At 33.4% G+C, this 25,158-nt stretch carries 18 protein-coding genes, 1 pseudogene and 1 riboswitch; of the genes and pseudogenes, 17 read left to right on the forward strand and 2 right to left on the reverse strand.

The features are described 5' to 3' along the window. The first annotated feature begins 1 nt into the window (after window position 1). From CR194_RS13005 to CR194_RS13055, 11 genes are all read left to right on the forward strand, one after another. Complete coding sequence (locus CR194_RS13005) at window positions 2-625, forward strand: sugar transferase (RefSeq protein ID WP_110610127.1); 624 nt, start codon at window positions 2-4, stop codon at window positions 623-625. Window positions 626-640: 15 nt separating this feature from the next. Continuing rightward, the gene (locus CR194_RS13010) at window positions 641-1,282 is read left to right on the forward strand and encodes an acetyltransferase (RefSeq protein WP_110610128.1); all 642 of its coding nucleotides are present in this window, start codon (window positions 641-643) and stop codon (window positions 1,280-1,282) included. Then, complete coding sequence (locus CR194_RS13015; protein ID WP_110610129.1) at window positions 1,260-2,408, forward strand: glycosyltransferase family 4 protein; 1,149 nt, start codon at window positions 1,260-1,262, stop codon at window positions 2,406-2,408. The genes CR194_RS13010 and CR194_RS13015 overlap by 23 nt, the downstream gene beginning before the upstream one ends. Before the next feature lie 110 nt (window positions 2,409-2,518). Continuing rightward, window positions 2,519-3,898, forward strand: a complete 1,380-nt coding sequence (locus CR194_RS13020; protein WP_110610130.1) for a nucleotide sugar dehydrogenase — start codon at window positions 2,519-2,521, stop codon at window positions 3,896-3,898. Window position 3,899: 1 nt separating this feature from the next. Then, complete coding sequence (locus tag CR194_RS13025; RefSeq protein ID WP_110610131.1) at window positions 3,900-4,922, forward strand: SDR family oxidoreductase; 1,023 nt, start codon at window positions 3,900-3,902, stop codon at window positions 4,920-4,922. Between the two features lie 16 nt (window positions 4,923-4,938). Beyond that, window positions 4,939-5,811 (forward strand): glycosyltransferase family 2 protein, encoded by an 873-nt coding sequence (locus CR194_RS13030; protein ID WP_110610132.1) that lies wholly within the window; start codon window positions 4,939-4,941, stop codon window positions 5,809-5,811. A gap of 15 nt (window positions 5,812-5,826) precedes the next feature. After that, window positions 5,827-6,987, forward strand: a complete 1,161-nt coding sequence (locus tag CR194_RS13035; protein ID WP_110610133.1) for a hypothetical protein — start codon at window positions 5,827-5,829, stop codon at window positions 6,985-6,987. A gap of 869 nt (window positions 6,988-7,856) precedes the next feature. Beyond that, window positions 7,857-9,149, forward strand: a complete 1,293-nt coding sequence (locus CR194_RS13040) for a lipopolysaccharide biosynthesis protein (RefSeq protein ID WP_110610134.1) — start codon at window positions 7,857-7,859, stop codon at window positions 9,147-9,149. A gap of 5 nt (window positions 9,150-9,154) precedes the next feature. Beyond that, window positions 9,155-10,297, forward strand: coding sequence for a CapA family protein (locus tag CR194_RS13045; protein ID WP_110610135.1), 1,143 nt, complete (start codon window positions 9,155-9,157; stop codon window positions 10,295-10,297). Next, the gene (locus CR194_RS13050; RefSeq protein ID WP_110610136.1) at window positions 10,290-12,065 is read left to right on the forward strand and encodes an asparagine synthetase B family protein; all 1,776 of its coding nucleotides are present in this window, start codon (window positions 10,290-10,292) and stop codon (window positions 12,063-12,065) included. The genes CR194_RS13045 and CR194_RS13050 overlap by 8 nt, the downstream gene beginning before the upstream one ends. A gap of 160 nt (window positions 12,066-12,225) precedes the next feature. Then, complete coding sequence (locus CR194_RS13055) at window positions 12,226-12,435, forward strand: GDP-mannose 4,6-dehydratase (RefSeq protein WP_233254358.1); 210 nt, start codon at window positions 12,226-12,228, stop codon at window positions 12,433-12,435. 104 nt (window positions 12,436-12,539) lie between these two features. Here CR194_RS13055 and CR194_RS20885 read toward each other — a convergent pair. Then, a pseudogene (locus CR194_RS20885) lies at window positions 12,540-12,602 on the reverse strand (competence protein ComK); the annotation flags it as partial. Window positions 12,603-13,381: 779 nt separating this feature from the next. Beyond that, window positions 13,382-13,834 (reverse strand): hypothetical protein, encoded by a 453-nt coding sequence (locus CR194_RS13065; protein WP_110610138.1) that lies wholly within the window; start codon window positions 13,832-13,834, stop codon window positions 13,382-13,384. Between the two features lie 767 nt (window positions 13,835-14,601). Here CR194_RS13065 and CR194_RS13070 point away from each other — a divergent pair. The 6 genes from CR194_RS13070 (at window position 14,602) to CR194_RS13100 (ending at window position 25,087) form a co-directional block, all read left to right on the forward strand. Next, complete coding sequence (locus tag CR194_RS13070; protein WP_110610139.1) at window positions 14,602-14,880, forward strand: hypothetical protein; 279 nt, start codon at window positions 14,602-14,604, stop codon at window positions 14,878-14,880. 389 nt (window positions 14,881-15,269) lie between these two features. Beyond that, a riboswitch (cyclic di-GMP riboswitch) is annotated at window positions 15,270-15,354 on the forward strand. A gap of 723 nt (window positions 15,355-16,077) precedes the next feature. After that, on the forward strand, window positions 16,078-16,638 hold the full coding sequence (locus CR194_RS13080; protein WP_110610141.1) for a sugar transferase: 561 nt from the start codon (window positions 16,078-16,080) through the stop codon (window positions 16,636-16,638). A gap of 806 nt (window positions 16,639-17,444) precedes the next feature. Continuing rightward, window positions 17,445-18,707, forward strand: coding sequence for a glycosyltransferase family 4 protein (locus tag CR194_RS13085; RefSeq protein WP_110610142.1), 1,263 nt, complete (start codon window positions 17,445-17,447; stop codon window positions 18,705-18,707). After that, window positions 18,704-20,026 (forward strand): glycosyltransferase, encoded by a 1,323-nt coding sequence (locus CR194_RS13090; protein ID WP_110610143.1) that lies wholly within the window; start codon window positions 18,704-18,706, stop codon window positions 20,024-20,026. Before CR194_RS13085 ends, CR194_RS13090 begins: the two co-directional genes overlap by 4 nt. 12 nt (window positions 20,027-20,038) lie before the next feature. Beyond that, window positions 20,039-21,976, forward strand: coding sequence for a methyltransferase domain-containing protein (locus tag CR194_RS13095; RefSeq protein WP_158282261.1), 1,938 nt, complete (start codon window positions 20,039-20,041; stop codon window positions 21,974-21,976). After that, window positions 21,977-25,087, forward strand: a complete 3,111-nt coding sequence (locus tag CR194_RS13100) for a CgeB family protein (protein WP_110610145.1) — start codon at window positions 21,977-21,979, stop codon at window positions 25,085-25,087. Window positions 25,088-25,158 lie beyond the last annotated feature (71 nt).

The following is a 25,158-nucleotide window of genomic DNA, read 5'->3' on the forward strand; positions in this document are numbered from 1 at the left end:
AATGAACCCTTCTAAAGGCGGTATATATAGAAGATTTATAAAAAGACCAATGGATTTCACATTATCATTGTTTGCTATTATAGCACTTAGTCCAGTACTTGTATTGGTTGCGTTGCTGGTAAGGCTGAAGCTAGGTAGCCCGGTATTGTTTAAGCAAAAACGACCAGGACTAAATGAAGAAATATTTATGATGTATAAATTCAGAACGATGACGGATGAGAAAGATGAAAATGGCGAGTTGTTATCTGATAGTATTCGATTGACTAAGTTTGGCAAGTTATTAAGAGCGACTTCACTAGATGAGTTACCTGAACTCTTTAACATCTTTAAAGGCGATATGTCTATTATAGGACCAAGACCTTTATTGGTTCAATATTTGTCTTTGTATAACAATCATCAGAAAAAACGTCATGAAGTGAGACCTGGGTTATCGGGACTTGCTCAGGTGAGTGGACGTAATGCAATCAGTTGGGAAGAAAAGTTCGATTATGATGTTAGGTATGTCAGAAACGTCACGTTTGTTGGGGATTGGAAAATTATTTTCTTAACAATAAAAAAAGTTATTTCTAGCGAAGATGTTAATTCAGATACATCAGTTACGATGGAGCCATTTAAAGGAAATTGAAAGGGTTGAATACCAATGAAAAACAAACTATTGATCATTGGTGCTAGTGGTCATGGTAAAGTCGTTGCTGACATTGCATTAAAAATGAATAAATGGAAGTGTGTCGCTTTCTTAGATGATGACGAAAGTGTCAAAACCTCATTAGGTATTAAAGTCATTGGGAAAACTGAAGATGCATTAAAACACTTAAATGATTGTGATATCTTCGTAGGTATTGGTAATAATGCAATAAGAGAAAAACTTCAAGAAAAACTTGAACTTGAGGGCGCAAGTCTTCCTATATTAATTCATCCTAATGCTGTAATTGGTGAAGAAGTTAAAATCAAATCAGGCACAGTAGTGATGGCAGGAGTTGTGATAAATTGTAGCACTGCATTAGGGAAAGGATGCATTATTAATACTGGAGCTACTATAGATCATGATAATAATATTGAAGATTATGTTCATATATCCCCTGGAGTAAATACTGCTGGATCTGTGAAAATTGGAAGATTAACGTGGATAGGTATAGGTTCTGTAGTTAGTAATAATGTAAGTATTACTCAAAGGAGTATCCTGGGAGCAAATGCTACAGTAGTTAAAAATCTCACTGAACCTGGAACTTATGTAGGGGTGCCGGCAAGGAGGCTGACAAATGAAAATACTCATTCTAGCTAATTACGGTATGGGATTATTCAAATTCAGAAAAGAATTATTAGAAAAACTAATAGAGACTGAAGAAGTTTATATTTCATTGCCCAAAGACGAATATACAGATCAATTAGAGGAATTAGGGTGCAAGTTTATTGAATCGCATGTAGATAGGCGGGGGACAAATCCAATTTCTGATATGAAGCTATTACTAAAGTATCTGAAAGTTTTCAAAGAAGTTAAACCTGATCTAGTCTTAACCTACACTATTAAACCAAACGTATATGGAGGAATTGCTTGTAGAATTGCAAAAATTCCCTATATATCTAATGTTACTGGATTAGGAACTTCTATTGAAAATGATGGGGTCTTACAAAAAATAAGTATGACACTTTATAAAATAGGATTAAAAAAATCAGAGTGTGTCTTTTTTCAAAACAAAGACAATAAAGATTTGTTCATAAATAAAGAAATTATTAATAATAAAAGCAGGTTACTTCCAGGCTCAGGGGTAAATGTTTCTCGCTTTACTTTTGAAGATTACCCAAAAGCTGATAAAAAGTTGAAGTTTTTATTCATTGGTCGTTTGATGAAGGCAAAAGGAATAGATGAGTTGCTTTTAGCGGCTCAGAAACTCAAATCCAAATATCCATTTATACAATTTGATTTAATCGGTGAAATGGAAGATGACTACGCCAATCAAATATCTAAATTGGAGAATTTAGGGATTGTGAAGTACCATCACAAACAAAATGATATTCATTATTTTATAAAAAATTCTCATGCAACAATATTACCATCTTATCATGAAGGGATGGCGAATGTTTTGTTAGAGTCAGCTTCAACTGGAAGACCTGTAATCGCATCAAATATAGCTGGGTGTATTGAAACATTCGATGAAAAAATTAGCGGTATTAGCTTCCAAAAAGCTAATTTAGACAGCTTAGTAAATGCAATAGAGAGTTTTATATTAATGTCCTATCAACAAAAAAAAGAAATGGGCGTGGCTGGACGGAAAAAAATAGAGCGTGAATTTGATAGAAATAGAGTTATCAATGCTTATGTTGATGAAATCAATGGAATTCAAAAAATAGATAATAGTAGGCAAATAAGTAAAAAGACTGTTTATATTGAAGGAAATGAATCCATTTAATTATTATATATCTCACGTTATCTTTAAATTAAACTAATTGGATTACCAAAAACTTTGAAATTATAATGAATCTTATCTACATACATTGTATAAGAATGAGGAGTGCAAATATGAATTTATATGAAAGAATTATTAATAAAACAGAAAAAATTTCTTTAATTGGCCTAGGTTATGTTGGGATGCCAATTGCAGTAGCTTTTGCAAAAAAGGCTGATATTATTGGTTTTGATGTTAACCAAGAAAAAATCGATCTCTATAAAAAAGGGATAGATCCAACCAAAGAAGTTGGAGACGAAACTATAAAAAATACAACTGTGGATTTCTCTTCTGATGAAGTGAGGTTAAAAGAAGCTTTGTTTCACATTGTAGCAGTACCAACACCAGTCAATTCGGACCATACGCCAGATTTGACACCCGTTAAATCCGCAAGTCGTACTTTAGGAAGAAATCTTGTAAAGGGCTCGATTGTAATTTTTGAATCGACAGTTTATCCAGGAGTGACAGAAGATATTTGCGTTCCTATACTTGAAGAAGAATCTGGTTTGAAGTGTGGAATCGATTTTAAAGTAGGCTATTCTCCAGAAAGAATTAACCCGGGCGATAAACTACATAGGCTTGAAACGATAGTAAAAGTTGTAGCAGGAATGGATGAAGAGACATTAGATATCGCATCAAAAGTATATGAGTTAGTTGTTGATGTTGGTGTTCATAGAGCAGAATCTATAAAAGTTGCAGAAGCTGCAAAAGTTATTGAGAATGCTCAGCGAGATATTAATATTGCCTTTATGAATGAATTGTCCATTATCTTCCACAAAATGGGTATTGATACAAATGCAGTACTTAAAGCAGCAGGTACAAAGTGGAACTTTTTAAACTTTAGTCCTGGACTTGTAGGTGGTCACTGTATTGGAGTTGATCCATATTATCTCACTTATAAAGCAGAGCAACTAGGGTACCATTCTCAGATTATTCTTTCAGGAAGAAAGATTAATGATGATATGGGAAAGTATATAGCTGAAAATACTGTAAAAAAGATGATTAAAGCAAACAAACAAATAAAGGGAGCGAAAGTCGCTATTTTTGGTTTTACATTTAAAGAAAACACACCAGATGTTAGAAATACAAGAGTAATTGATATTATAAGAGAGCTAGAAGAGTATGGAGTAGTAGTGAAAGTTGTTGATCCAGTTGCAGACAAAGAGGATCTTTGGCGTGAATACCTTATTGAACCATATGATGATAAGGAAATTAAAGGTGTAGACGCAGTTGTTTTTGCAGTTCCTCATGAGGAGTTTAAATCTATACAATTAGAAGATATAAAGAAGATGTTTAGGTCAACAGTCGACACACATGAAGCAATGATGGCAGAAGTAGCTGCAACATCGGAAACTGATCTAGATATGGGAAAAAATGATTGTGTATTAATAGACGTAAAGGGCATGTTTAATCGACAAGAAGCAGAACGTAGTTTCTTATATTGGAGGCTATAAAATGGGATATGAAAATGTGAGATTTTCAGAGGGAGCAACATTCTTAGTAACTGGAGCAGCAGGCTTCATTGGTTCAAATTTAGTAGAAGCAATACTTAAATTAGGTTATCAAGTTAAAGGAATAGATAATTATTCTACTGGTAAAAAAGGGAACGTAGAAATATTCATTGGTAACCAAAACTACACATTTATCGAAGGGGATATCACTAATTTAGATACATGTATAAATGCATGTGAAGGTGTAGATTATGTTCTGCACCAGGCAGCTTGGGGAAGCGTACCTAGAAGTATTGAAATGCCTTTATTCTATGAAGAAGTTAACATAAAAGGTACATTAAATATGATGGAATCAGCTAGGCAAAATGATGTTAAAAAGTTTGTTTATGCTTCTAGTTCATCTGTGTATGGGGATGAACCGAAGCTTCCTAAACAAGAAGGAAGAGAAGGGAATGTTCTATCTCCTTATGCATTGACAAAGAAGGTAGATGAAGAATACGGAAGGCTTTATACAAAATTATATGGCCTTGATACGTATGGTCTTCGCTACTTCAATGTATTTGGTAGAAGACAAGATCCACATGGAGCATATGCAGCAGTTATTCCAAAGTTTATTAAACAGTTACTTGCTAATGAACAGCCAACAATTAATGGCGATGGAAAGCAAAGCAGAGATTTTACTTACATCGAAAATGTAATTGAAGCAAATTTAAAGGCTTGTCAATCTTCGCATGAGGCCGCTGGACAGACGTATAATGTTGCATTTGGTGGCAGAGAGTATCTGATCGATATTTATGACGGGTTATGTAAAGCGTTAGAGAAAGATGTGAAACCAATATTTGGGCCTGAGAGAGCTGGAGATATTAAGCATAGTAATGCAGATATATCTAAAGCTAAAGAAATGCTAGGATATGATCCTGAGTGGAGTTTTGAAAAGGGGATTGAAGAAGCTATTGATTGGTATAAGTCTTTAGTAAACGAAACTAACAATACCATGGGGGTCGTGAAGTATCCAGGCATAAAATAAAATAGAGGAGGATTTTATGTTTATTACAATATGTACCCCAACTTACAATCGCGCATACACACTTCCTAGACTCTATGAAAGTCTACTAAATCAAACGAATGATGATTTTGAATGGATAATTGTAGATGATGGTTCAATTGATGAAACTAAAGAACTTGTTCATAAATGGATAAGTGAGGGCAAGCTTGATATTAATTATATTTATCAATCTAATCATGGAAAGCATATTGCATTAAATAATGGAATGGAAGCAGCAAGAGGTGATATGTTTACTTGTTTAGACTCAGATGATTGGTTTTATAATGATACAGTTCATACAGCAAAAAAGTTATGGGACGAAAAGTCTAATGATCGAGTCGCTGGTTTCATTGCACTAGACACTTATGAAGACGGGAACATAATTGGTAGTCCACTTCCAGATGGAGTTCGACAAGCAAATTGGATTGATTTAATTTTTAAATATAGTATGAAAGGTGACAAAGCCTATTTTTTTGATACAAAAATAATTAAGAACTATAAGTTTCCGGTATTTCGAGGTAATAAGCATATGCCTCCAAGTTATCAATACTATATGATCAGTAAAAAATATGATTTTCTATTATTAAATAAGCCTGTAAAATTTGTCGAATATATGGATGATGGAATATCAAAAAATAAATTTAAGAAATACTATATAGCGCCTGATAACTTCACGTATTATAGATTGCAGATCATGAATCTTATTCCAAGTTTCCGTCGTAAAATTATCAACGCTATGCATTTTAACGCAACAAACTTGATGGGGAAAGAAAAATTTATAATTACTAAAATAGAGGATAAAATTATCATAATTATGACAAAGCCAATAGGTTTTTTGTTTTACCTACTAATAAAACAAAATAACAGATAATGAAGAGTTGGTAATATGAGTATTAATTTATCAAAAATAATTTCAATATTAATTTCACTTTATTTTATATTAGCACCATTTTATTTTTTTAGTAGTGGGCTACCTCAAATTGCAGATTATATTATTGCAGTAGTAATTATAGTTTATATCATATATTTTAATTTTGAAAAAGATATTAGGTTTTATCTGTCAATAATAATATTAACACTTATTACAGTAATTAATGCTATCTGGAGTATGATTCTTACGTCTCCTAACATGAATGTGAACACAATTTATTTTATATTCAATATTGTTATTTTATTAATTATAATTAATCTAAATAGAATTGATACAGAAAACTTGTTAAAACATATAAAATTAGGAGTAATTATTAGTTTAGTTATTCAATTTTTAATAGCTATTACTGGTGAATTTACAAGTGGTAGAACTGTTCTCTATTTCAATAACCCTAATCAACTAGGTTATTATAGTTTACTTCAATTGTGTTTTATTAACCTTCTTTATTTTATCAATAGAATTTCATTTAAATCCTTTTTAGTTTTTTCATTTATTTCAATTTATTTGGTTCTTATCTCTTTATCTAGTGCAGCAATCATTGCTGGAATAGTTCTGTTTACACTTGGTATGTTAAATTTCTTTATCTTGAAATTTAACACGAGACAAAAAAGTATAATATCAACCATTTTAATATTATTAATTATGGTTCAATTACATGCTCATATTACTGAGACAGATTATTCAATTAATATAATAGAGGATGTACAAACTAGATTAGAATCTAAAACATACGATACAGAATCCAATTTTAGCGAAAGAAGATATAATAGAATTTTTGAGCACCCCGAATACTTGCTTACAGGAGCCGGTCAGGGAGGATTAGATAGGTTTCCAGAAGGTGGAGAAATTCATGCTAGTATACCAGCGTTCTTTTTTACTTATGGTATTATAGGACTCATACTTGTAGTTCTACTTTTTTATAATTTATTAGGCAAAATTACATTTTTAACAGTTTTGATTTTGTTTGCAGTTCATTTTTATGGTTTGACACATCAAGGTTTGAGACAACCGATGTTTTGGATACTAATAGCTTTGATATATGTTACAAATAAATACAAATTAAAGAAGGTTTTTGGTGGTAGTAGAGTATTAAATACTAATGGTAGTTATAGATAAAGTAAAAGCATGATTTTTAATGGTTCTGCTATCACATTCTTCCGCGATGTCTAATAAAACAGCTTTTAATTAGTTGATAAGACCTTTACTGTTTAGTGCTCTCTTTATCAATCATTAAAAAATCCAACTAAGCAGGAGATAAAGTCTAAAAAACTATAAATTTTCTCTTATTTCCACTTAAATATTTTTTCCTATAACTTTCATTCGATCAGTCATAATCATAATTATTCAAATGCTTGCTGTTTTAAAGTGGAAGTGAAGTATTGAGAAGTCTTCTCTACAGTTAACACCCGTAAGAGTGTGGACAACAAAGTGGCATTGTTCTAGGATTAAAAATTATTGGGAACTGTTATAGGTAATCTAGCAATTTCCTAGATAAGTAAACATCTACAATCATCAATTGGAGTTATTCATTTCGACACGTTATCTTTTCAGTAGGTCCCTATACGTCAGTCCTAAAAAGACACCTAACATGGTTTTATTAAATTAATTGTAGTGTTTGGTTAGCTAACCTTTCATTTTGCCTCCAAGTTTGATCAAACTGTGGGGTATCACCCGCCACGCTGACTGAGAACAGTTTGGACTTGGAAACGTAGACTTAGGTTTGAACTATTCCAAAATTTGAACATGATAATCGCTGGTGTAGATAGGTCTTCATACTCCCCAAAATAGTATTAAATATACCAAGGGTCTTGAATATTCAGCGCTTTTTGAAACAGTTGAAATTCAGATTTAAAGCATCTCATTCTTATTCACACGACCATTTTAGGCTCTTCTTTTAACCTAGTAGGGTCAGCTTAAACTATATAACCACCATTTTTAGTTAGTTAGCATATAAATAATAGAATAACAGAAAAGAAGAGATTAAAATGAAAAAAATATTGAATTTTCTAAAAAAGAAGTTCGTAAAAAATGTGATAGTAGTTGCTTTTGGAACAGTGATTGCGCAATTAATTACTCTCTCATTATTGCCGCTTATTACTAGAATATACGGACCTGATGCATATGGTTTAATGGGCGTTTTTATGTCTATTCTAGCTGTTGTAATACCTGTAGCAGCATTAACTTTACCAATTGGAATTGTACTACCGAAGAAATCGATAGAAGCTATAGAAATAATAAAGGCCTCTATAAAGATATCAATAATAATAAGTCTTGGTTCATTTATTATTTTGCTTTTATTCTATAAAGATATAGCAAATATATTACAAATAGAAAGTGTTGATATCTTACTTTTTTTGATACCTTTGATCATACTAGTATCTGGTGCAGACCAAATATTCCGACAATGGCTAATTAGAAACAAAGAATTTATTACTATATCCAAAATTTCGGTTTACCAACCATTGATTATTTATGGGGGGATGGTTATTGCTGGTTTTTTAATGCCCTTAGCAAGTGTTTTAATATTATTTTTATCTGCAAAAAGTTTAGTTTCAGCGTTTCTAATGTATTTAGTTATGATAAAGAATAAAGATAAGTTATTCAATAAACTCAAAAATCAAAAGACTAATTTTAAAGTAGTTATTATGAAATATCGAGATTTTCCTATGTTTCGAGCACCTCAAGAGTTAATTAATGCCACATCTCAAAATTTACCGGTATTAATACTCGCTACTTTCTTTGGTCCTGCTGCTGCTGGTTTTTTTTCGATTGGTAGAACAGCGTTAAGTATACCTTCTCAAATAATAGGGAAAGCAGTAGGTGATGTTTTTTACCCTAGAATTAGCGAAGCAGCAAATAATAATGAAAATTTAACAAAATTAATAAAAAAAGCAACTATGATACTATTTATTATTGGTTTAATTCCGTTTGGTACAGTAATGATTTTTGGTCCATGGTTATTCACTTTAGTTTTTGGTACTGAATGGACCGTTGCGGGTGAATATGCTAGATGGTTGTCAATATGGTTATTATTTATGTTTGCTAATAAACCATGTGTAAAAGCACTACCCGTACTTTCTGCCCAAGGGTTTCATTTGAAATTTACTATTGCTTCATTATTAACAAGAATAATTGCACTTTTTGCCGGTTTTTATTTTTACCAAAGCGATTTAGTTGCTATTGCATTATACGGAATAACTGGTGCAATATTAAATATTTTATTAATTTTTATAACAATAAATTTCAGCAATAAATTTGATATGAAAAAGAAAGGGTAATATATATGACAAGTATATTTGTATGTGGAGATATTGTTAATTATAAAAATGGTAATGGGTATATTTGTGAAGATTCCCTCTCAAAGAGAATAAGAACTACTGACTTTGCCATTTGTAATTTTGAAGCCCCCATTGAAGGGGATTGGAATCCAATAAAAAAATCAGGACCTCATCATTATCAAAGGAAAGAAACGATTAGAGGATTAGGAGAACAAGGTTTTGATATGCTTTGTTTAGCTAACAATCATATTATGGATTATGGAATTCCTGCACTAAGCGCAACTATTGATGAGGTAATAAATAATAAATTGGATTTTATTGGGGCTGGACTTAACTTTGAAAATGCTTATAAACCGTTAATTAAAGAAATTAATGGTATAAAAGTTGGATTTATAAATGCGTGTGAAGCACATTTTGGAGTGAAAGACCTGAACTCGAGTTTAGATGAACCCGGTTATGCTTGGATTAACCATCCTGAAATAGACCGCACAACAATAACGTTAAAAAAAGAGTGTGATTTTGTCATATTATTATCACACGCAGGGTTAGAACATTACAGTATCCCGCAAAAAGAGTGGCGAATAAGATACCAGTATTTATGTGATATAGGGGTGGATGCAGTTATAGGGTCTCACCCACATGTACCACAAGGTTATGAAAAATATAAAAGTTCATTAATTTTTTATAGTCTGGGTAATTTTTATTTCGATTCAAAAAAATATACTGATAAAAAGGATCACTCCTACTCAGTTATTTTGAAGTTAGATAGAGATAAGGGTATTGATTTTGAAATAGTATGTCACCACAAAGAAAATGATACTGTAGTCTTATCGGAAAAGAATGAAAAGATTAATGTTGAAAAGTTAAATTATAAATTAGAAGAAGAATATGAGTCTCTTCACAACAGAATGTCATTAGAAATTTATCATCGTTTGATTAAAAGACAAATCACTTTTTCATTATCACCCATTCCTTATGATGGAAAGTTTTTAACAAGCATTAAGCGGTTATTAAATTTTCTTAGAGGAAAAAGTACTAATAAAGATATTCTTTTATTGCATATGTTAAGAAATGAAGCGTATTATTATGCAACTAGACATGCACTTGATTTAATATATAAAAAAGATGGACGTGGTAATTATGAGTGATTTTATTTACTCTAATCAAAGTCTGAATTTGCTTTCTATAGAGAATTCTTTTCGTTTTATATATCCTGACCCACTAGAAAATGTCTATAAGTTTAGTGGAGATTGGGGGAGTCTAATTCTTAATCAAAATCTTTATAATGGATTTTTACCATATGAAAATCAAAATTATCTTTCTGTTGTAATTGGTGGGCCTGTTTTATATTTTCAAGATAACACTTTTATTAATAATAAATTATCTAAAGAAGGTACACAGGCTATTTTTAATAGATGGCTAGAAAATAATATTCAATGGGATGAAGATCTTAGTGGGCCATTTGTAGTGCTCATTATAAATAAACGAACATCCGAAGTACTTTGTTTCACAGATTTAATGTCATTCATACCTGTATATAAATATGAAGACTCTTCGAGTATAAGTTTATCAACACATGTTGATTTGCTCGCAAAGACTCACAGGGTACAATCGAATGTTGATTTAGTTTCAGTCACTGACTTCATTTTACAAGGGACAGTGACTTTTCCTTATACAATTTATAAAAGTATTTATCAGATCAATCCTTCATCTATACATAGTATTAGAGAGAATGGTTCGATAATTTTTCAATCCCAATATTATTGGACTCCTCAAGAAATAAACAGGTTTAATTCACTAGAGCAAGCCACAAAATACATAAAAGATGGTTTGAATAGCTATACCAATAAGATAGTTAGTCATAGTGATAAAATTGCCCAATTTATAAGTGGGGGTGAGGATTCAAGGTTATTGGCTGCTTTACTTCAAGGAAACTCAAGAAATGCATATATATTTTTAGACCAAATGAACATTGAGGGGAAAAAAGCGAAGGAGATTGCGGAAATATATGGTGCGAATTTCATATTATCAACTCGTGATAAACTTCATTATTTAAACATTCTAGCACCAGCAGTAGACTTGATCGGAGGTGGTGCTGAACATCATCATGCACACTCTTTTGGATTCCATAAAAGTTGTAAACTAAATCAATATGATGCTGTATTTGGGGGATTACTATCCGATGCCTTGTTGAAAGGTTCTCATATTAATAAAGTAAGAGGGACTGGTTCTTTCCCTTTTATCCCACAAATAAAATTACCTGGGAACTCATCTATAGATAGAATTCACAATAATAGTTGGTTTAACGTAGAAATAATTCAAGATTTAAAAGAACGTCATGAAAATCATTTAAATTATGTAAAAACTTTTAGGGTGGAGTCGTCGTATGAATGGTTTGAAATTTGGCCAAGTTCAATGAATAAGAATATTGCTAACTTACATACAAACAGGCGTTTGTTTAAAAGTTATGAACCGTTTATGACAAAGGAAGTTGTAAAAACTAGTGCATCGATCTCACAAAAGTGGAAATTGAATAGAAGAGTATTCCATAAAGTAGCTAAACCTTATTTAAAGCGTTCAAAATGGAAAGTCCATAGTGATGGACGACTTCCTTATTTTTCATGGAAGGTTAACTTGATTGTATCATTTTTGGTTATTTTATACAGAAAATCAGCAAAGAGAATAGGTTTTATAAAAGGTAATCAAAAATCATGGGGACAATGGTCACTTGTTATGGAAATGGAAGATTGGACGGATGAAATTAATAAGAATGCGACAGGTTTTGAAAATATATCAAAGATTTTTAACGAGAAAAACATGGATGAAGTTATGCATTCAAATGATTTTAGTAGAATTGAAAAAGTGAATCTCTTACAGATTATGTATCTGTTTAATGAGAATAAAAATAGTGATTAAAGCGATGTAATCATAACAAGAATATGGATGATCTTATTCTAAGTCTAAAGACATGATGCCTGTCACTTCCCGGATAGTTATTGGTGTAGCCGGTTTCGCCGGGATGCGTTTATAAAACAGTTTACTAGAAGAAGGTTATATAGTTACCGAATATGAAAATGTGAATGATTACTATGATACACAATTAAAACGGGATCGTTTGGAAATCCTTCTTCCATTCGATTCTTTTACTTTTTATGAAGGAGAAATAGACGTTGTCATTAATTTAGCAGCTCAAGTAGGAGTTCGTTATAGTCTTGAGAATCCTCATGCTTATATTGATTCCAACATTCTAGGCTTTATGATAGTATTTGAGGCATGCCGTCATTAGGTGAACCATTTTATTTATGCACCATCCCATTCTGTATACGGTGCAAACGTTAAGATGAATCGGATGATACATTGTCGAGGCTGTCCTTTTACTTTTAGGATATCTTAAACATGGTGATAGCTGAGCCAATAGCAGTCGTAATGGGTGGGAGACATGATGGGAAAGGTGAAGAAGCCTTGTTAAGGATAATACCCGATGGGGACTTTATGTTTTATGCCTGTTCGATACATAGCGGCTTCTCGTCGGATATCATAACTGGAGCATCCAGTTTAACAGGATGCTTTCACAATGTCCAATGCTTTTAGTTTACATAGCGTTTGTTGTTCGTTTTAACGACTAACGTAAAAGAACCAGATCGATAGGATGGAACGGGGGCAACGGTATTTTCATCAATGTAGTGCGAGTGAACTTGCTCATTCATGAACAATTACCTCCAGTAGTTGATTTCATCGTAAAGATTAGGAAAGAATAGGTGGTTATTGATCACGATTTCGTCTCTTATACTTAAAGTGAGGGGATCTGGGGAGCTTCTGTTATCTATCGTTTTTGTTTATAATCTCAGCAGGGTCTGTATCAACCAGTTGTTGTTGAGGCATCCCTGCATGTATTCTTCGTATTTTAATATGTTATCCAAAATGCAATTCAATTATGGCTTCATACTCAATGGAGCACCTCCTTTTTTAAACTCAGTATGAATCTGAGGTAGGAGATCAAGAATAAACGATAGTATATATAAATGGAAATAATGTAGGTTCTTAATATATTTATAATCGTTTGACGATCTCATTTCTGTTCATTTAGATCTCTTGATCTAAATGAAAGGAAGGGGGCTGGATCAACTCCCTATCGAAAGACTTTCCTTTAATCATTTTTAGAACGCATTCTGGATGGAGGTTCATCTTACTAGGCTGCATTGTGCTGGGTTAGAACCGAAGGTTCATTGATTCTATAAGTCTATCTGTTCATCTGATGTGGCAGTAGTTAGAAACGAGAGGTCAACTTTATAGTTATCTAATTGCTCTCCTAACTCGTGCAAGTCCTTTTGAATGTTGATGAGATGGACGCGGTACTGTGTGGTGCGATCCCACTTGTGTTTTGGATTGCATCGCTCTTCTAGCCATCCTGCTTCTACGAGCCGTCTCATATATCTGCGTATCGATGTGGAAGCAAAATAAGTTAACGTTTCTTCTCCAAGCTCCTGAGCTGTTTTGAAAAACCAGCCGTGTTTCGCTTCCCGCTTAGGATCTTCCACTCGCTTTTTTTCCTCGGCTATAAACAGATCGAAGTCTCTCACATGTTGAGACCAATAGATCATCTGATTCAAGATCAGCGCTGCCTTGTAATTTCCAGTCAGCTTCACCAATTCCTCTTTAATCACCACTCGTTTTAATACACTCATTCTTTCCACTCTCCCTTTTCTATTTTTCATTCCTCAACAAATAAGTACACCCAAACCACAAATAAAGGGGGAGACCGAGGGAAACTTTTTTTCGGTCGACTTACCAGAGGGACGGTTCTTCTGGTCCTGAAGAATTTTTTATAAAATTTAGAGATGCGGAGGGCTGTGATCTATATATCTCTGTTAGTAATCTCTGAAGTACTCTCTGGTATTGCTTGTTCATAACCAAACGCTCCAAGAGAATAAAATGTTGATTGGAAAATGATGCGAGGTGTTTCAAAATGGCTAGTGGATGTTCCATGGTGGTCAATGCGGTTTCTGTGTATGGTGATTCGGGGGCGAGGAAACACCTCGCCTGATGAAGGGAGCAGGTATTTGTATGAGGTTATGACTGATTGCAGGCAATCACAAAGTACGAACAGGTCTCTTGTCGAGATGATTGAGCTTTGAAAGATCATAGATAAGTTGTGATGAGAGACACTGTTCGAGGCTCCTTGTACGACAGGCGGGAGGATCATACGATGTGAGAGAATCCCAGGTCCCCATCTTTTCAGGTGGGGACCTGGGGAAAATGCTTTGTAGTAGTGTAATTCTCTATTTTTCCAACGAAAAACATTGATCTAAACAGAGGGTTATGGTTGTTGGAAGGATGTAGCTTTGGTGGTTGTTTGAGTATAACGGAAAATAAATGTGCGAAATGTCCCCTCCTTTTTGCCACTGTAGGTGTACTTATTAGGTGAAAGCAGAAAATGAGGGAGGGTTACATTATGTTTGAATTTAATGGAAATATAGGAAATGAAAAAGACGGTACAGGGCCGATGCAGATGAAAGAAGTCGTGCAGCAGTTGATGTATTTAGCGAAAGAGATTGGCGTGGTGGAAGAGTGGATGAAAGCGGAAAAGGTTGAGGGGAGCAAGATGAAGTTTCTAAGGGAGTATCGAGAGAACTGCAAACTGGCGGAAATGCAATGGACGGAAATTGGGCGAGAATTAATGGCCGTTCTGTTGGCTAAGGGGTTGAGCTGGGGGGACGGTTCTTGCGGTTAGTTAGTTCAGGTGGGGCAAAATAAATAGACCAGGGGGGGTTCAAACGTTCTTATTAAATAAATATCTTCTCGCTAAAGAATTATAAATTTTAGTTAGCAAAATAGGGAGAACTCTCACTGTTTCAGTATTAAAGGGAATCGTACCGGTTCATTCGAAAAGGAATTGTGGTGTAAAGATTGTGTATGAGCGCAAATTTATCATTTTAACTTAGGGAAGTTTAAGATGGTCTGGTTTATTAGAAAGGCGAGAGAGAAAAAGAGATGCTAGATATAAAACTACATAGGACAAGTGATTTTATAGACTTTTCAAGCATATATAATCTTTTTGTGAAGTTTGAATCATTGTAATCGGGGAAAAGGTAGTTATATAATTTAATTCAGATTATAAATCGTACGAAAGGGCAAAATCACTGAAAAGTGGTGACGCAAAGCTAGAGGGGCTAACGTTGTAAAACTATGCCAGCCAGCTTCCGAATATTTACCTCTGTACGATAAATACTAATTGGAGGGTTTATAATGGTGAAAATGATATGGCACAATTTTTGGGTTAACTATTATATGCATTTCTATAATGGTTGCAATAGTCAACAACAACAGAAAAGAGGCGAATTAATTAAGAGGGCCTCTTATCATCAAAGTCAATTATTGAATATCAAACTTGCAAAACATAACTCCAAGCCTTTTAAAAATAGAAACAGAGCCATTATAGAATAAGAGTGATCATTATTATTACGTATAGCGTAGTATAAACACACGCACCAACAAAAAAATCTATTATTAAAAGACGGTCTTCTGAACTTTCATACAACAACTTAAAAACCTTTCTCCAAGCTAATGCGTTTCCAAATGGTTGCTCATATCGAATCACTTCATGTATAATTAGCAAGAGATAAAGGGTACATATAACTTAACTGGTGTACCTTGGGATCGCGACTATTTATATCTAACTTAACAAGAAATATCAGGGATATGCTGAGGTGGATCGAATAAAAGGTAGTGAGGAAACAAGAAGAGCGTTTCCTATATAAACCTTACTTATAAAAAAAGTCCATATGGGGCTTTTTTTATTTGGGGACTTTTACCTAAACAATATAGAACGAGCCCATAGCATTGAAACTAAGGTGTATAATGTCTCATTATAGAAAGAACAGCAAACATCAGAATGGAATATACCCGTAATAATTGAGAGGAAGGTAAAATGAAACGTTTATTTGATATAGTTCTAGCCTCCATTTTAATATTAGTCCTAACCCCATTACTTCTTCTTTTAAGCCTATGGATAAAAACGGACTCCTCAGGCCCTATTATTTTTACTCAAAAGCGAGTTGGACTAAAAAAAGAAATGTTTAAAATTTATAAATTCAGAACAATGAAACTGAATACACCTCCTGAATTAGCAACGGATCTAATGGATCACAAAGATAATTTGACAAATTCTGGTACAGTATTGAGAAAGACAAGTTTAGATGAAATTCCACAATTAATAAATATTATCAAAGGTGAAATGAGCTTAGTCGGTCCACGTCCTGTTCTCTATAATGAATACAATTTAATTCATCAAAGAGACCAAGCGGGTGTTCATTCAGTTAAACCTGGACTCACAGGGTTAGCTCAAATTAATGGAAGAGATACTATTTCAGATAAAGAGAAAGTCCGTTGGGATAAAAAATACATAGAAAACATGTCTATACTATTTGATTTGAAAATTCTTTTTTTTACCTTCCTTTCTATTTTTAATACGAAAAATATTAAAGGTTAAACCCCGAAAAAATTATATTTCTTTATAATGGAAACTGTTCGATCTACAAATTTGGACTATTTTCGTATGAGAGTCATTCAATTAGCTAACATATTCAATTCCAACCTCGTTAACCATCTACAGTTTGATTACCCACACGAAATTTTTTCTCCATGATGCAAGAAAAAAATGAAAAGTGCGCTATTATTTCCATCATTTTAGAAGAAGAGGAAGAACAGGACCCACTGCTTCTTTCTCTGCAAGGATTGCATTTTTAACAACAATTTCCTCTTTAACTTTTTTAAAGTTCAAGCAAATTTTAACTTCTAAAGGAGAACAAGATTATTTAATAATATACATAAATTCAGAACAATCACACGATGTTCAATAAGTATAAAGTAACGAGACTATATACATAGATAAACTCTAGAATAGTATCATTTTCTGGAATGTTATAACAATATAATTGTATTAAAACCCTATAGTTTGCAGTAAATAATCCCTATTTATTAGCATGAATTTATGGTAATGTATACACTGGCGACTAAATACCCTAAAAAAACAAACAATCACCTATATTATGACAAACGATATCCAATATCATGCTATTCTGTTCAGCTTTATATACTGTAGGTTTGTCTTAATGTATTACATGAAGTTTTGCAGACGTTTTAATTTGAATAGAGGTTGGATTGTTTTGGTTGATGAAAGGTGAATGTTATATGTAGTCCATTTTCTGTTGAAGACTACTACTCACTTTAGATGTAAATCAAAATCATTGGAGCTTTATTTAGAAATAAGCGTAATTTTAGTTTGGAGAGGTTTAAATGTCTAATAAAATTCTTATCATATCTCAAAATTTTTACCCTGAAGTAGGGAGTGCAGGTAATAGGATTAAGAACCTTTATCTCCAACTAAAAAAAAACGATCATGATGTTGATGTCCTTACGACAGAACCTACTTATCCAAATAAAAACATTTATACTGATGACCATTTCTGGGATGATGAGGAATTAAATACAGATCAAAACATTAATCGTATCAAAGTTAGCAATAAAACTTACTCTAGAAGAATTTTAAATAGATTATTCTATTATCTTAAGATTGCATTCAAAATGCTTTTTTTCATCATCAAAGATAAGCAAAAGTACGATGTCGTTTTAGTCACTTCACCGCCAATCTTTATAGGATTTGTGGGCTTGATCGCAAAATATCGTTACAGAAGTAAACTCATTTTAGATGTGAGAGACTTGTGGCCAGACTCGCTCGTAGGCGTTGGGGTATTCGATTATAAAATTGTGATTAAAGTATTGAAATGGCTGGAGAAAAAGCTCTATAAGGGGTCTGACGAAATTATTGTTAACAGTGAAGGATTTATTCAATACATTACGGAGAATGCTCAAATTAACAGAGATGATATATCTTTCATACCAAACGCAGCAAATAAGAGTGAACTTGCATCCACAATTCATCATAGAGAAGAAGAGTTTAATGTTATTTACGTCGGTAACATTGGTATGGCTCAAGATGTTGATATTCTTATCAAGGTCGCTAAAGAGCTTGAACAGCACCATATTCATTTAAATGTTATTGGCTATGGGGTGAACCAGAAAGAATTTGTAAATGAGTGTAAGGTAAAGAGGTTGACAAATATTACAGTTAAGAAGCCGGTTTCTAGAAAGGACTGTTTAAACCTCATGGCTGAACACCAAGTAGGTATAGTGACGTTAAATAACAGTAATGTCTTTCAAACCGTCTTACCTGGAAAAGTGATAGATTATATGATTTGCGGTGTTCCTATAGTTGCCTCTGTGTCTGGGCTTTCCAAACGTACAATAGAAAGAGCAAATGTTGGTTTTGTTTCAGAAGATCGAAACGTGAGCGATATGGTTAACTATATCTTACTATTGAAAAACAACCCCGATCTACGTCGGAAAGTATCTGAAAATGGAAAAGCATTTGTAAAGGATCATTTTCTGTGGGAGAAAAACATTAAAAAAATCTTGGAACTTGTTAGAGTGAAAAAGCAAAGTCACATTGGTTTAAGTAGTTATGAATCAAATAAAATAAATAAGGTTGGTAGGAAATGAAGAAAAATGTCTGTATGTTTGTTTGGAACCATTTCACAAATGATGCAAGAGTAATGAGGGAATGTACAACGCTTTCTGAAGCGGGGTATCATGTTGATTTAATCGCTATTCATGATCCTAATGAACAAAACCTTCCATTATTTGAAGAATTTAATGAAAGTTTTCATGTGCACAGAGTTAAAAGGTACCCTCCATTGTTACAGTTTCTTCAAAGGACCATTCGTTTTTTCGCAAGGCGTAAACTTTTAGCACTTCTTCCTCTATTAATTATTGGGTTTGCTTTATATACATTTCCCCTTATGACTAGTTTGTTTATTTTAATGGCATTAATGACCCTTCAACCGAAATCCCGAACTGTTTGGATTAGAAGTAGTATTTTTATGAGGATGGTCTTTAAGGGACGGAGTCGACCATATGACATCTATCATTCTAATGACTTAAACACCTTACCTCAAGGCGTGTTATGTTCGAAGTTTAGATTTAAAAAGAAGAACCTCATCTATGATTCACATGAAGTTCAAACGAGCCGAACAGGATATGATAGTGGGATATACGCTAAGATGGAAGGCTTGTTATTACCTTTTGTGAACACGATGATTGTGGAAAATCATACTAGAGCTAAATATAACGAAGAGTTTTATGGTTTTTATCCGGAAGTTCTGCATAACTATCCTTTTCAGGTTGAAGAGGAAGTGGAATCGGCTCCTCTTCATAAAGAGCTTGGTCTTCCGAAATCGGAAAAAATCTTACTTTATCAAGGTGGAATTCAAACGGGACGAGGATTAGATAAACTGGTTCAAGCTATGCCATTTATCAAGGAAGGCACTCTTGTCTTCATAGGAGACGGTAGAATTAAAACCGACTTACAGACCCAAGTGAAAAAGATGGGCCTTGAGGATCGAATTAAGTTTATACCTAAAGTACCTTTAGCTGAACTTCCCTCTTATACAAAGAATGCCTATATAGGATTTCAGGTGTTAAATAATGTTTGCTTTAATCATTACTCAGCCTCATCGAACAAATTATTTGAGTACATCATGGCTGAGGTTCCAGTGGTGGCATGTGATTTTCCCGAGATTAAGAAAGTAGTAGAAGGGGAGGGGACGGGAGTATGTGTTGATTCCCATAACCATGAGGATATTGCAGAGAAGGTTAATTATTTATTAAGCAATCCTGAACTGGTCAAGGAGATGAGCGCCCGTTGCATTAAGGCAAAAGCGATCTATAACTGGGATTCGGAAAAAAATACGCTATTAACGATATACAAAAATTCACAACTGATTTCAAGCAAAAATACTGCATCAATGGAGATGGACTAGGGGGAAATGAATGTGGAACAATTTCTAGACCGGGTGTCTGAGGCCTATTACGGTAAGTTAGGCCAAAGAATGGCTGATAAAACGAAAGATAGAATTCATTGGATTGCCAAAAATGTTTCAGGACAAAACATTTTAGACGTAGGATGTAGCCAAGGGTTACTTTCAATTCTGTTGGGGCGTGAAGGTAAGAAAGTAACTGGAGTGGACATCTCTAAAGATAGCATAGACTATGCAAATAATGCTTTGGAGCAAGAAATGCCCTCTACACAAGAAAATGTAGAATTCGTAGCGGACGACTTCCTCACTATGGAATTTAAAGATGCAACGTATGATTCATTAATAATTACGGAAGTACTGGAACACTTTATTAGTTCGGAATCAATTGTTGAGAAAGCATACGATTTAATGAAAAGTGGAGGGCAATTGGTTATCACTGTACCCTTTGGGATTAATGACTTTCCTGACCATAAACGTACTCTTTATGTGAGAGAAATTGTAGAGGAGATCTCACCGTATGTTCATATTGATCAAGTTAAATTCTTTGGGAAATGGATAGGTTTCGTTGGGACAAAAAGGTCAAGTGTAAGTTCCGAACCTCCTGTCATATCTAATGATTTAATAAAAAGATCAGAGGAAACTTTCTTTACTATTGAGAGAGAATTAATAGACAAGATTGAACGTTTAAAAATACAATTAGAAAATTTAAAAGAGAAAAATACAGAGGTTGAAAGTGAATATGCAAAAGTCAGTGAGAGATTAATTGCAGAAAAAGAAAAAATGGGCGATTTAAATATAAAGATTAAAGAACTGCAGCAAGCTTTAGACTTTGAGCATCAAATTACTCAGATCAAACAAAACGATAACGAAGAGCTAAATACCCTTTTAGAAGACTTGTATAATCTCAGGAAAGAGGATAAAAAGACTGAAAATATACTACTAATTTTAAAAGATTTAATTAATATACAAGAAAACAATACTAAGCAACATTATGACCATTTTATTCAACGGGAAGACCGAAATCATACTTTAGTAAGGGAATTAGTTGAACAGAGAGAAACTTTTACTCAATTGAACAACGAAAATTTAGAAAATAAAAGAATCTTATTAAGGCAACTTGAAGAGTTAACTCAGGTTAATAAAGAAATAGATAGAACGTTACTTCAAGTTAATGATGAAAAAGCTCAAATGTCAAAGAAGCTGCAAGAAACGACTCAGGCTAATGAAGAAATGGAGAAGAAGCTAGACCGCGTTGAACAAGAAAAAACTGAATTATCAACGCAAATTGGTCGATTATTGGAGACAAATAATGAAAACCAGATGATGTTGGCTCAAGTTACTGGTGAGAGAAAGAAATTACAATTAGAGTTGGAAGAACTAAATGCTACTAATGTAACTCTTCATGAAGATAGAGATCAGTTAACGCAAAATAATGTGCTACTCAATGCAAAGGTTGAAGAGCTAAAAGATAATTATTTACATTTAAAAGAAAAAGAGAGTACCCAAGCCGAAAGAATAGTAGAAACAGCAAGTGAAAACAGGAAACTGAAAGAAGAACTGGCATCTCAATTATCAGAGCATGAAAACCTTCTAACCATTTATAAGGAAAAGGGGCTCTCGGCTGAGATTCACCAAATTAAAGCTACTTCAGAAGATGCGGATCATATTGCTTCCTTGACATTAGAAAAGAATAGACTCATTGATGAGAACCTTGAATTGAAGAATGATTTCTACAATACGTTTAACAAACAAGCTAAAGAAATAGCTGCCCTAAAAAAAGAGCTTTATATAGAGCTTGAAGAAAAAGGTTCGTTAGTAAACCAACTTATAGAATTAACTAGAGAATTTAAATATCTCAAGAAAAAGTATTCCAATTTAAAAGAGTCAAAAATGGGACGTATGACGATTGCTTATTGGGGATGGAAAAATAAAGTTTTAAAGCGAGGTAATTAAATGAATCTTGAACAACTTGAAAGTCAATTAACTAAAGTGACAAAAAGAAAGCAAGAACTACTTTCTGAAATAAAAAATAGCCCTGCAAAGCGAAATATTGTCAATCACTTAGGAAAGAGTCCTTGGTATTATAATCAACAAGCAGATTTGTTTATGTCAGTTAATAGTAACGAACTCACCTTCTCTATTCCTGGAGAAGGGCATATGTACTTATCATACTCAGAGCCGAATGTTGAATTCAGTAAGCCACCGTCAACTTATATAGACATAGATGCAAAAGATGTTGCTGTTCTAATTGATGGTGAGGTAGATGAAGGTTTGGATGTAACTTTGTTTGTGATTGGTTATAAAAATAGAGTTAAGGTAGAAATGCTTCAAATAAAACAATTAAATGAACTAGTTAGAACAAAGTTTCAAGTTGGAGGAATTGAAGATTATAGAATAGCTTTGAGAATTAAAGGGAAAGGTCTGTTGAAGTTAAATAGTATTCAAATTAATGAAACAGTCTGTGATGGGTTTTCTGAGGCCGGTTCAGTGAGTACTGAAAAGACAAATTCTATTCTGCAAAATAATACAGCCTATCCTAGTGAAACTCAAGTTTTACATTTGAGTGATTTTGACTGTCAAATAAATTTGGAGAATGATAGCTTATTCATTTCAGATTTAGACGAAAAAGTGCTCTCTACAAGTGAAGATGGCTTATATTCTAACCTAAATGGCAGCCGATTTTCATATGTTACTTTATTTGAAAATACGAAATTAGATGCTCCACTAGAGATGAATCCCTTTCCATTTCCCTACTGTTCATCTAGTTACTATCAAATTGGATTTTCAGCTAAAGTAGTAGATGAATTGTTAATTGATCTCATTATTATTGGGTTCTCCTCTATTGGTAAGACCTTAGAATTAAAAACAATTCCTCTTAACGAAAATCACTTAATAAAGTTTAATGAAGAAGTGAAATTCATTAAACCATTATTAAGAGTAAGAGGTAAAGGCAAGGCTTCAGACTTGAAAATGGGATTAACGGAAATTAAGAAAGAATCGCATGAACAAACAGTCATTGAGATGGATGATGAGAAATGGTTCAATCCAAAACCAATTGATATCAGTACTGTCAGTGAAAATGATAATCTCTTCATTGCAGCAGATCAGGATCATACAACCAAGAATTATTTATCTTACGATATAACCAATAATAGTTTTAGCCGTGTACCTACAAATTCTATCTTCCCTATCACCCCTGACTATTATTATGAAATATTTATAAAAACTGAAGAAAGTGGCAGTGGAATGCTTACGCCAATTATTATTAGCTATTCAGATCATGAGAAGATTCAAATTCATCCACTAAAATCAAACGAGCTTAACGTCCTACAATTCAAAGAAAATGTTACTAAATGCCGTGTTTCATTGTTAGTTAATGGTACTCTCTATGCAGAAGTTAATAAATTCACCATAAATTCTTATCCGATACAAAAGACAAGTGGTGACATGAAATGGATTAGTTCAAAAGAGCCGGGGCTTTTTAATTTGAATGGTCTCAAGCCAATAAATTCATTGAAAATGGCAGCCATTTTTGACGAATTCACAGCTGCTTGTTACGGAGCAGAATGTGACCTGATTTCGTTTGGGCCCGATAATTGGAAAGAAATATTGACCCAGGAACAACCTGATTTATTAATGGTTGAGTCGGCCTGGAGAGGAAATGATGGTGCCTGGGCTAAAAAAGTTCAGTACGTAGATGAAGATTCAGTAAAAGAGTTAAGTCTCTTAATAAAGTGGTGTAGGGATAATAATATCCCTACGGTATTTTGGAACAAAGAGGACCCGGTTCACTTTGAACATTTTATTGATACAGCCAAAATGTTTGATTATGTTTTTACAACAGATAGAAATGTCGTCGAGGATTACAAAATAGCATGTGGGCATAATCGAGTGGACGTTTTACAGTTCGCTGCTCAACCTAAAATTCATAACCCGCTTTCTATAGGTGAAAGACAAGATGGGATTAGTTTCGCAGGATCTTATTATAAAAAGCATGAAATGCGTTCAGTAGATATGTTGAGAATATTTGATCATGCCATCCCGTACGGGTTATCTATTTATGATCGAAACTATGAAAAAATCAAACAAGGTTTACTGCCAAATAATAGGTTTCCGGATTATTTAGAGCCATATATAAAAGGCAGTTTAAAGTATTACGAGATAGATAAAGCCTATAAAGGTTTCAAAGCGATGATTAATGTTAGCACTGTTAAAGACTCCCCTACGATGTTTGCAAGAAGAGTTTATGAAGGGCTAGCTTCTGGAACACCGATTATTAGTACCTATTCAGTTGGAGTAGAAGAAACGTTTGGAGATCTTGTATCTGTTTCAGAAGATGAAGCTAACATTGCAGAAGCTCTTGAGAATATATTCAACAATAAAGAACAATATGAAACGACCATGCTTAAGGGTATACGGAGGGTTTTAAATACTCATACCTATACCCACAGATTAGAGAGAATCATCAACAAACTGAATTTACCTTACGTTAAAGATTATTCTGGAATTACAGTTATTTCTTTAGTTGGAAGTACAGAAGAAGCTATGAAAGTATTAGATAGCTATCAAAACCAAACTTTAATAAATAAAGAGCTACATTTAATTACTAAAGATTTCACTTTAGAGAGTATAGAGGTACCGGAAGAAGTATTTGTATTTACATTAGATGATTATGAGGAGAAGTTTCCAAATATATTAGACGCTGTGGAGACAGAATATATCGCTTTAATGGATCCATATACCACTTATGGTAGGGATGACTTATTGGACTTGTCTTTAGCGACCTCATATGCACCGTGGGAAATATTAGGGATTACGAACAAAAGTGAAGACTATTTCAAGCAGATAGGTCATGTATCTTACAAGCATGCTATTATAAAAAAGACGTTATTTGATTTTAATTCGACTAGAAAAACTCTCGAAGAATTATTAAATAACGAGGAAATACATCACCGGAATGGGATGAGAATCTTAGGCATTCCCTCTAGTGTAGAAGACCCTTCACCTATGTTGCAGGAGGGAGAGGTAAGCAATGAAAGTGATCCCGCTCAGAGTTATTCCTAAATTAAAGTCTATTTAAAGAATGGAAAGAAACAGCTAGAAAATAAGATTAATAAAAGTTTAGTGAAGTCAAT

It is taken from the genome of Salipaludibacillus keqinensis (assembly GCF_003226325.1).
Classification (GTDB): Bacteria; Bacillota; Bacilli; order Bacillales; family Salisediminibacteriaceae; genus Salipaludibacillus; species Salipaludibacillus keqinensis.

What these genes read in the sequence shown, in the direction of transcription:
- CR194_RS13025 (WP_110610131.1), top strand. Translation starts at nt 3,900, where the DNA reads ATGGGATATGAAAATGTGAGATTTTCAGAGGGAGCAACATTCTTAGTA.
- CR194_RS13085 (WP_110610142.1), top strand. Translation starts at nt 17,445, where the DNA reads ATGTCTAATAAAATTCTTATCATATCTCAAAATTTTTACCCTGAAGTA.
- CR194_RS13090 (WP_110610143.1), top strand. Translation starts at nt 18,704, where the DNA reads ATGAAGAAAAATGTCTGTATGTTTGTTTGGAACCATTTCACAAATGAT.
- CR194_RS13050 (WP_110610136.1), top strand. Translation starts at nt 10,290, where the DNA reads ATGAGTGATTTTATTTACTCTAATCAAAGTCTGAATTTGCTTTCTATA.
- CR194_RS13015 (WP_110610129.1), top strand. Translation starts at nt 1,260, where the DNA reads ATGAAAATACTCATTCTAGCTAATTACGGTATGGGATTATTCAAATTC.
- CR194_RS13030 (WP_110610132.1), top strand. Translation starts at nt 4,939, where the DNA reads ATGTTTATTACAATATGTACCCCAACTTACAATCGCGCATACACACTT.
- CR194_RS13045 (WP_110610135.1), top strand. Translation starts at nt 9,155, where the DNA reads ATGACAAGTATATTTGTATGTGGAGATATTGTTAATTATAAAAATGGT.
- CR194_RS13020 (WP_110610130.1), top strand. Translation starts at nt 2,519, where the DNA reads ATGAATTTATATGAAAGAATTATTAATAAAACAGAAAAAATTTCTTTA.
- CR194_RS13010 (WP_110610128.1), top strand. Translation starts at nt 641, where the DNA reads ATGAAAAACAAACTATTGATCATTGGTGCTAGTGGTCATGGTAAAGTC.
- CR194_RS13070 (WP_110610139.1), top strand. Translation starts at nt 14,602, where the DNA reads ATGTTTGAATTTAATGGAAATATAGGAAATGAAAAAGACGGTACAGGG.
- CR194_RS13040 (WP_110610134.1), top strand. Translation starts at nt 7,857, where the DNA reads ATGAAAAAAATATTGAATTTTCTAAAAAAGAAGTTCGTAAAAAATGTG.
- CR194_RS13065 (WP_110610138.1), bottom strand. Translation starts at nt 13,834, where the DNA reads ATGAGTGTATTAAAACGAGTGGTGATTAAAGAGGAATTGGTGAAGCTG.
- CR194_RS13035 (WP_110610133.1), top strand. Translation starts at nt 5,827, where the DNA reads ATGAGTATTAATTTATCAAAAATAATTTCAATATTAATTTCACTTTAT.
- CR194_RS13005 (WP_110610127.1), top strand. Translation starts at nt 2, where the DNA reads ATGAACCCTTCTAAAGGCGGTATATATAGAAGATTTATAAAAAGACCA.
- CR194_RS13100 (WP_110610145.1), top strand. Translation starts at nt 21,977, where the DNA reads ATGAATCTTGAACAACTTGAAAGTCAATTAACTAAAGTGACAAAAAGA.
- CR194_RS13080 (WP_110610141.1), top strand. Translation starts at nt 16,078, where the DNA reads ATGAAACGTTTATTTGATATAGTTCTAGCCTCCATTTTAATATTAGTC.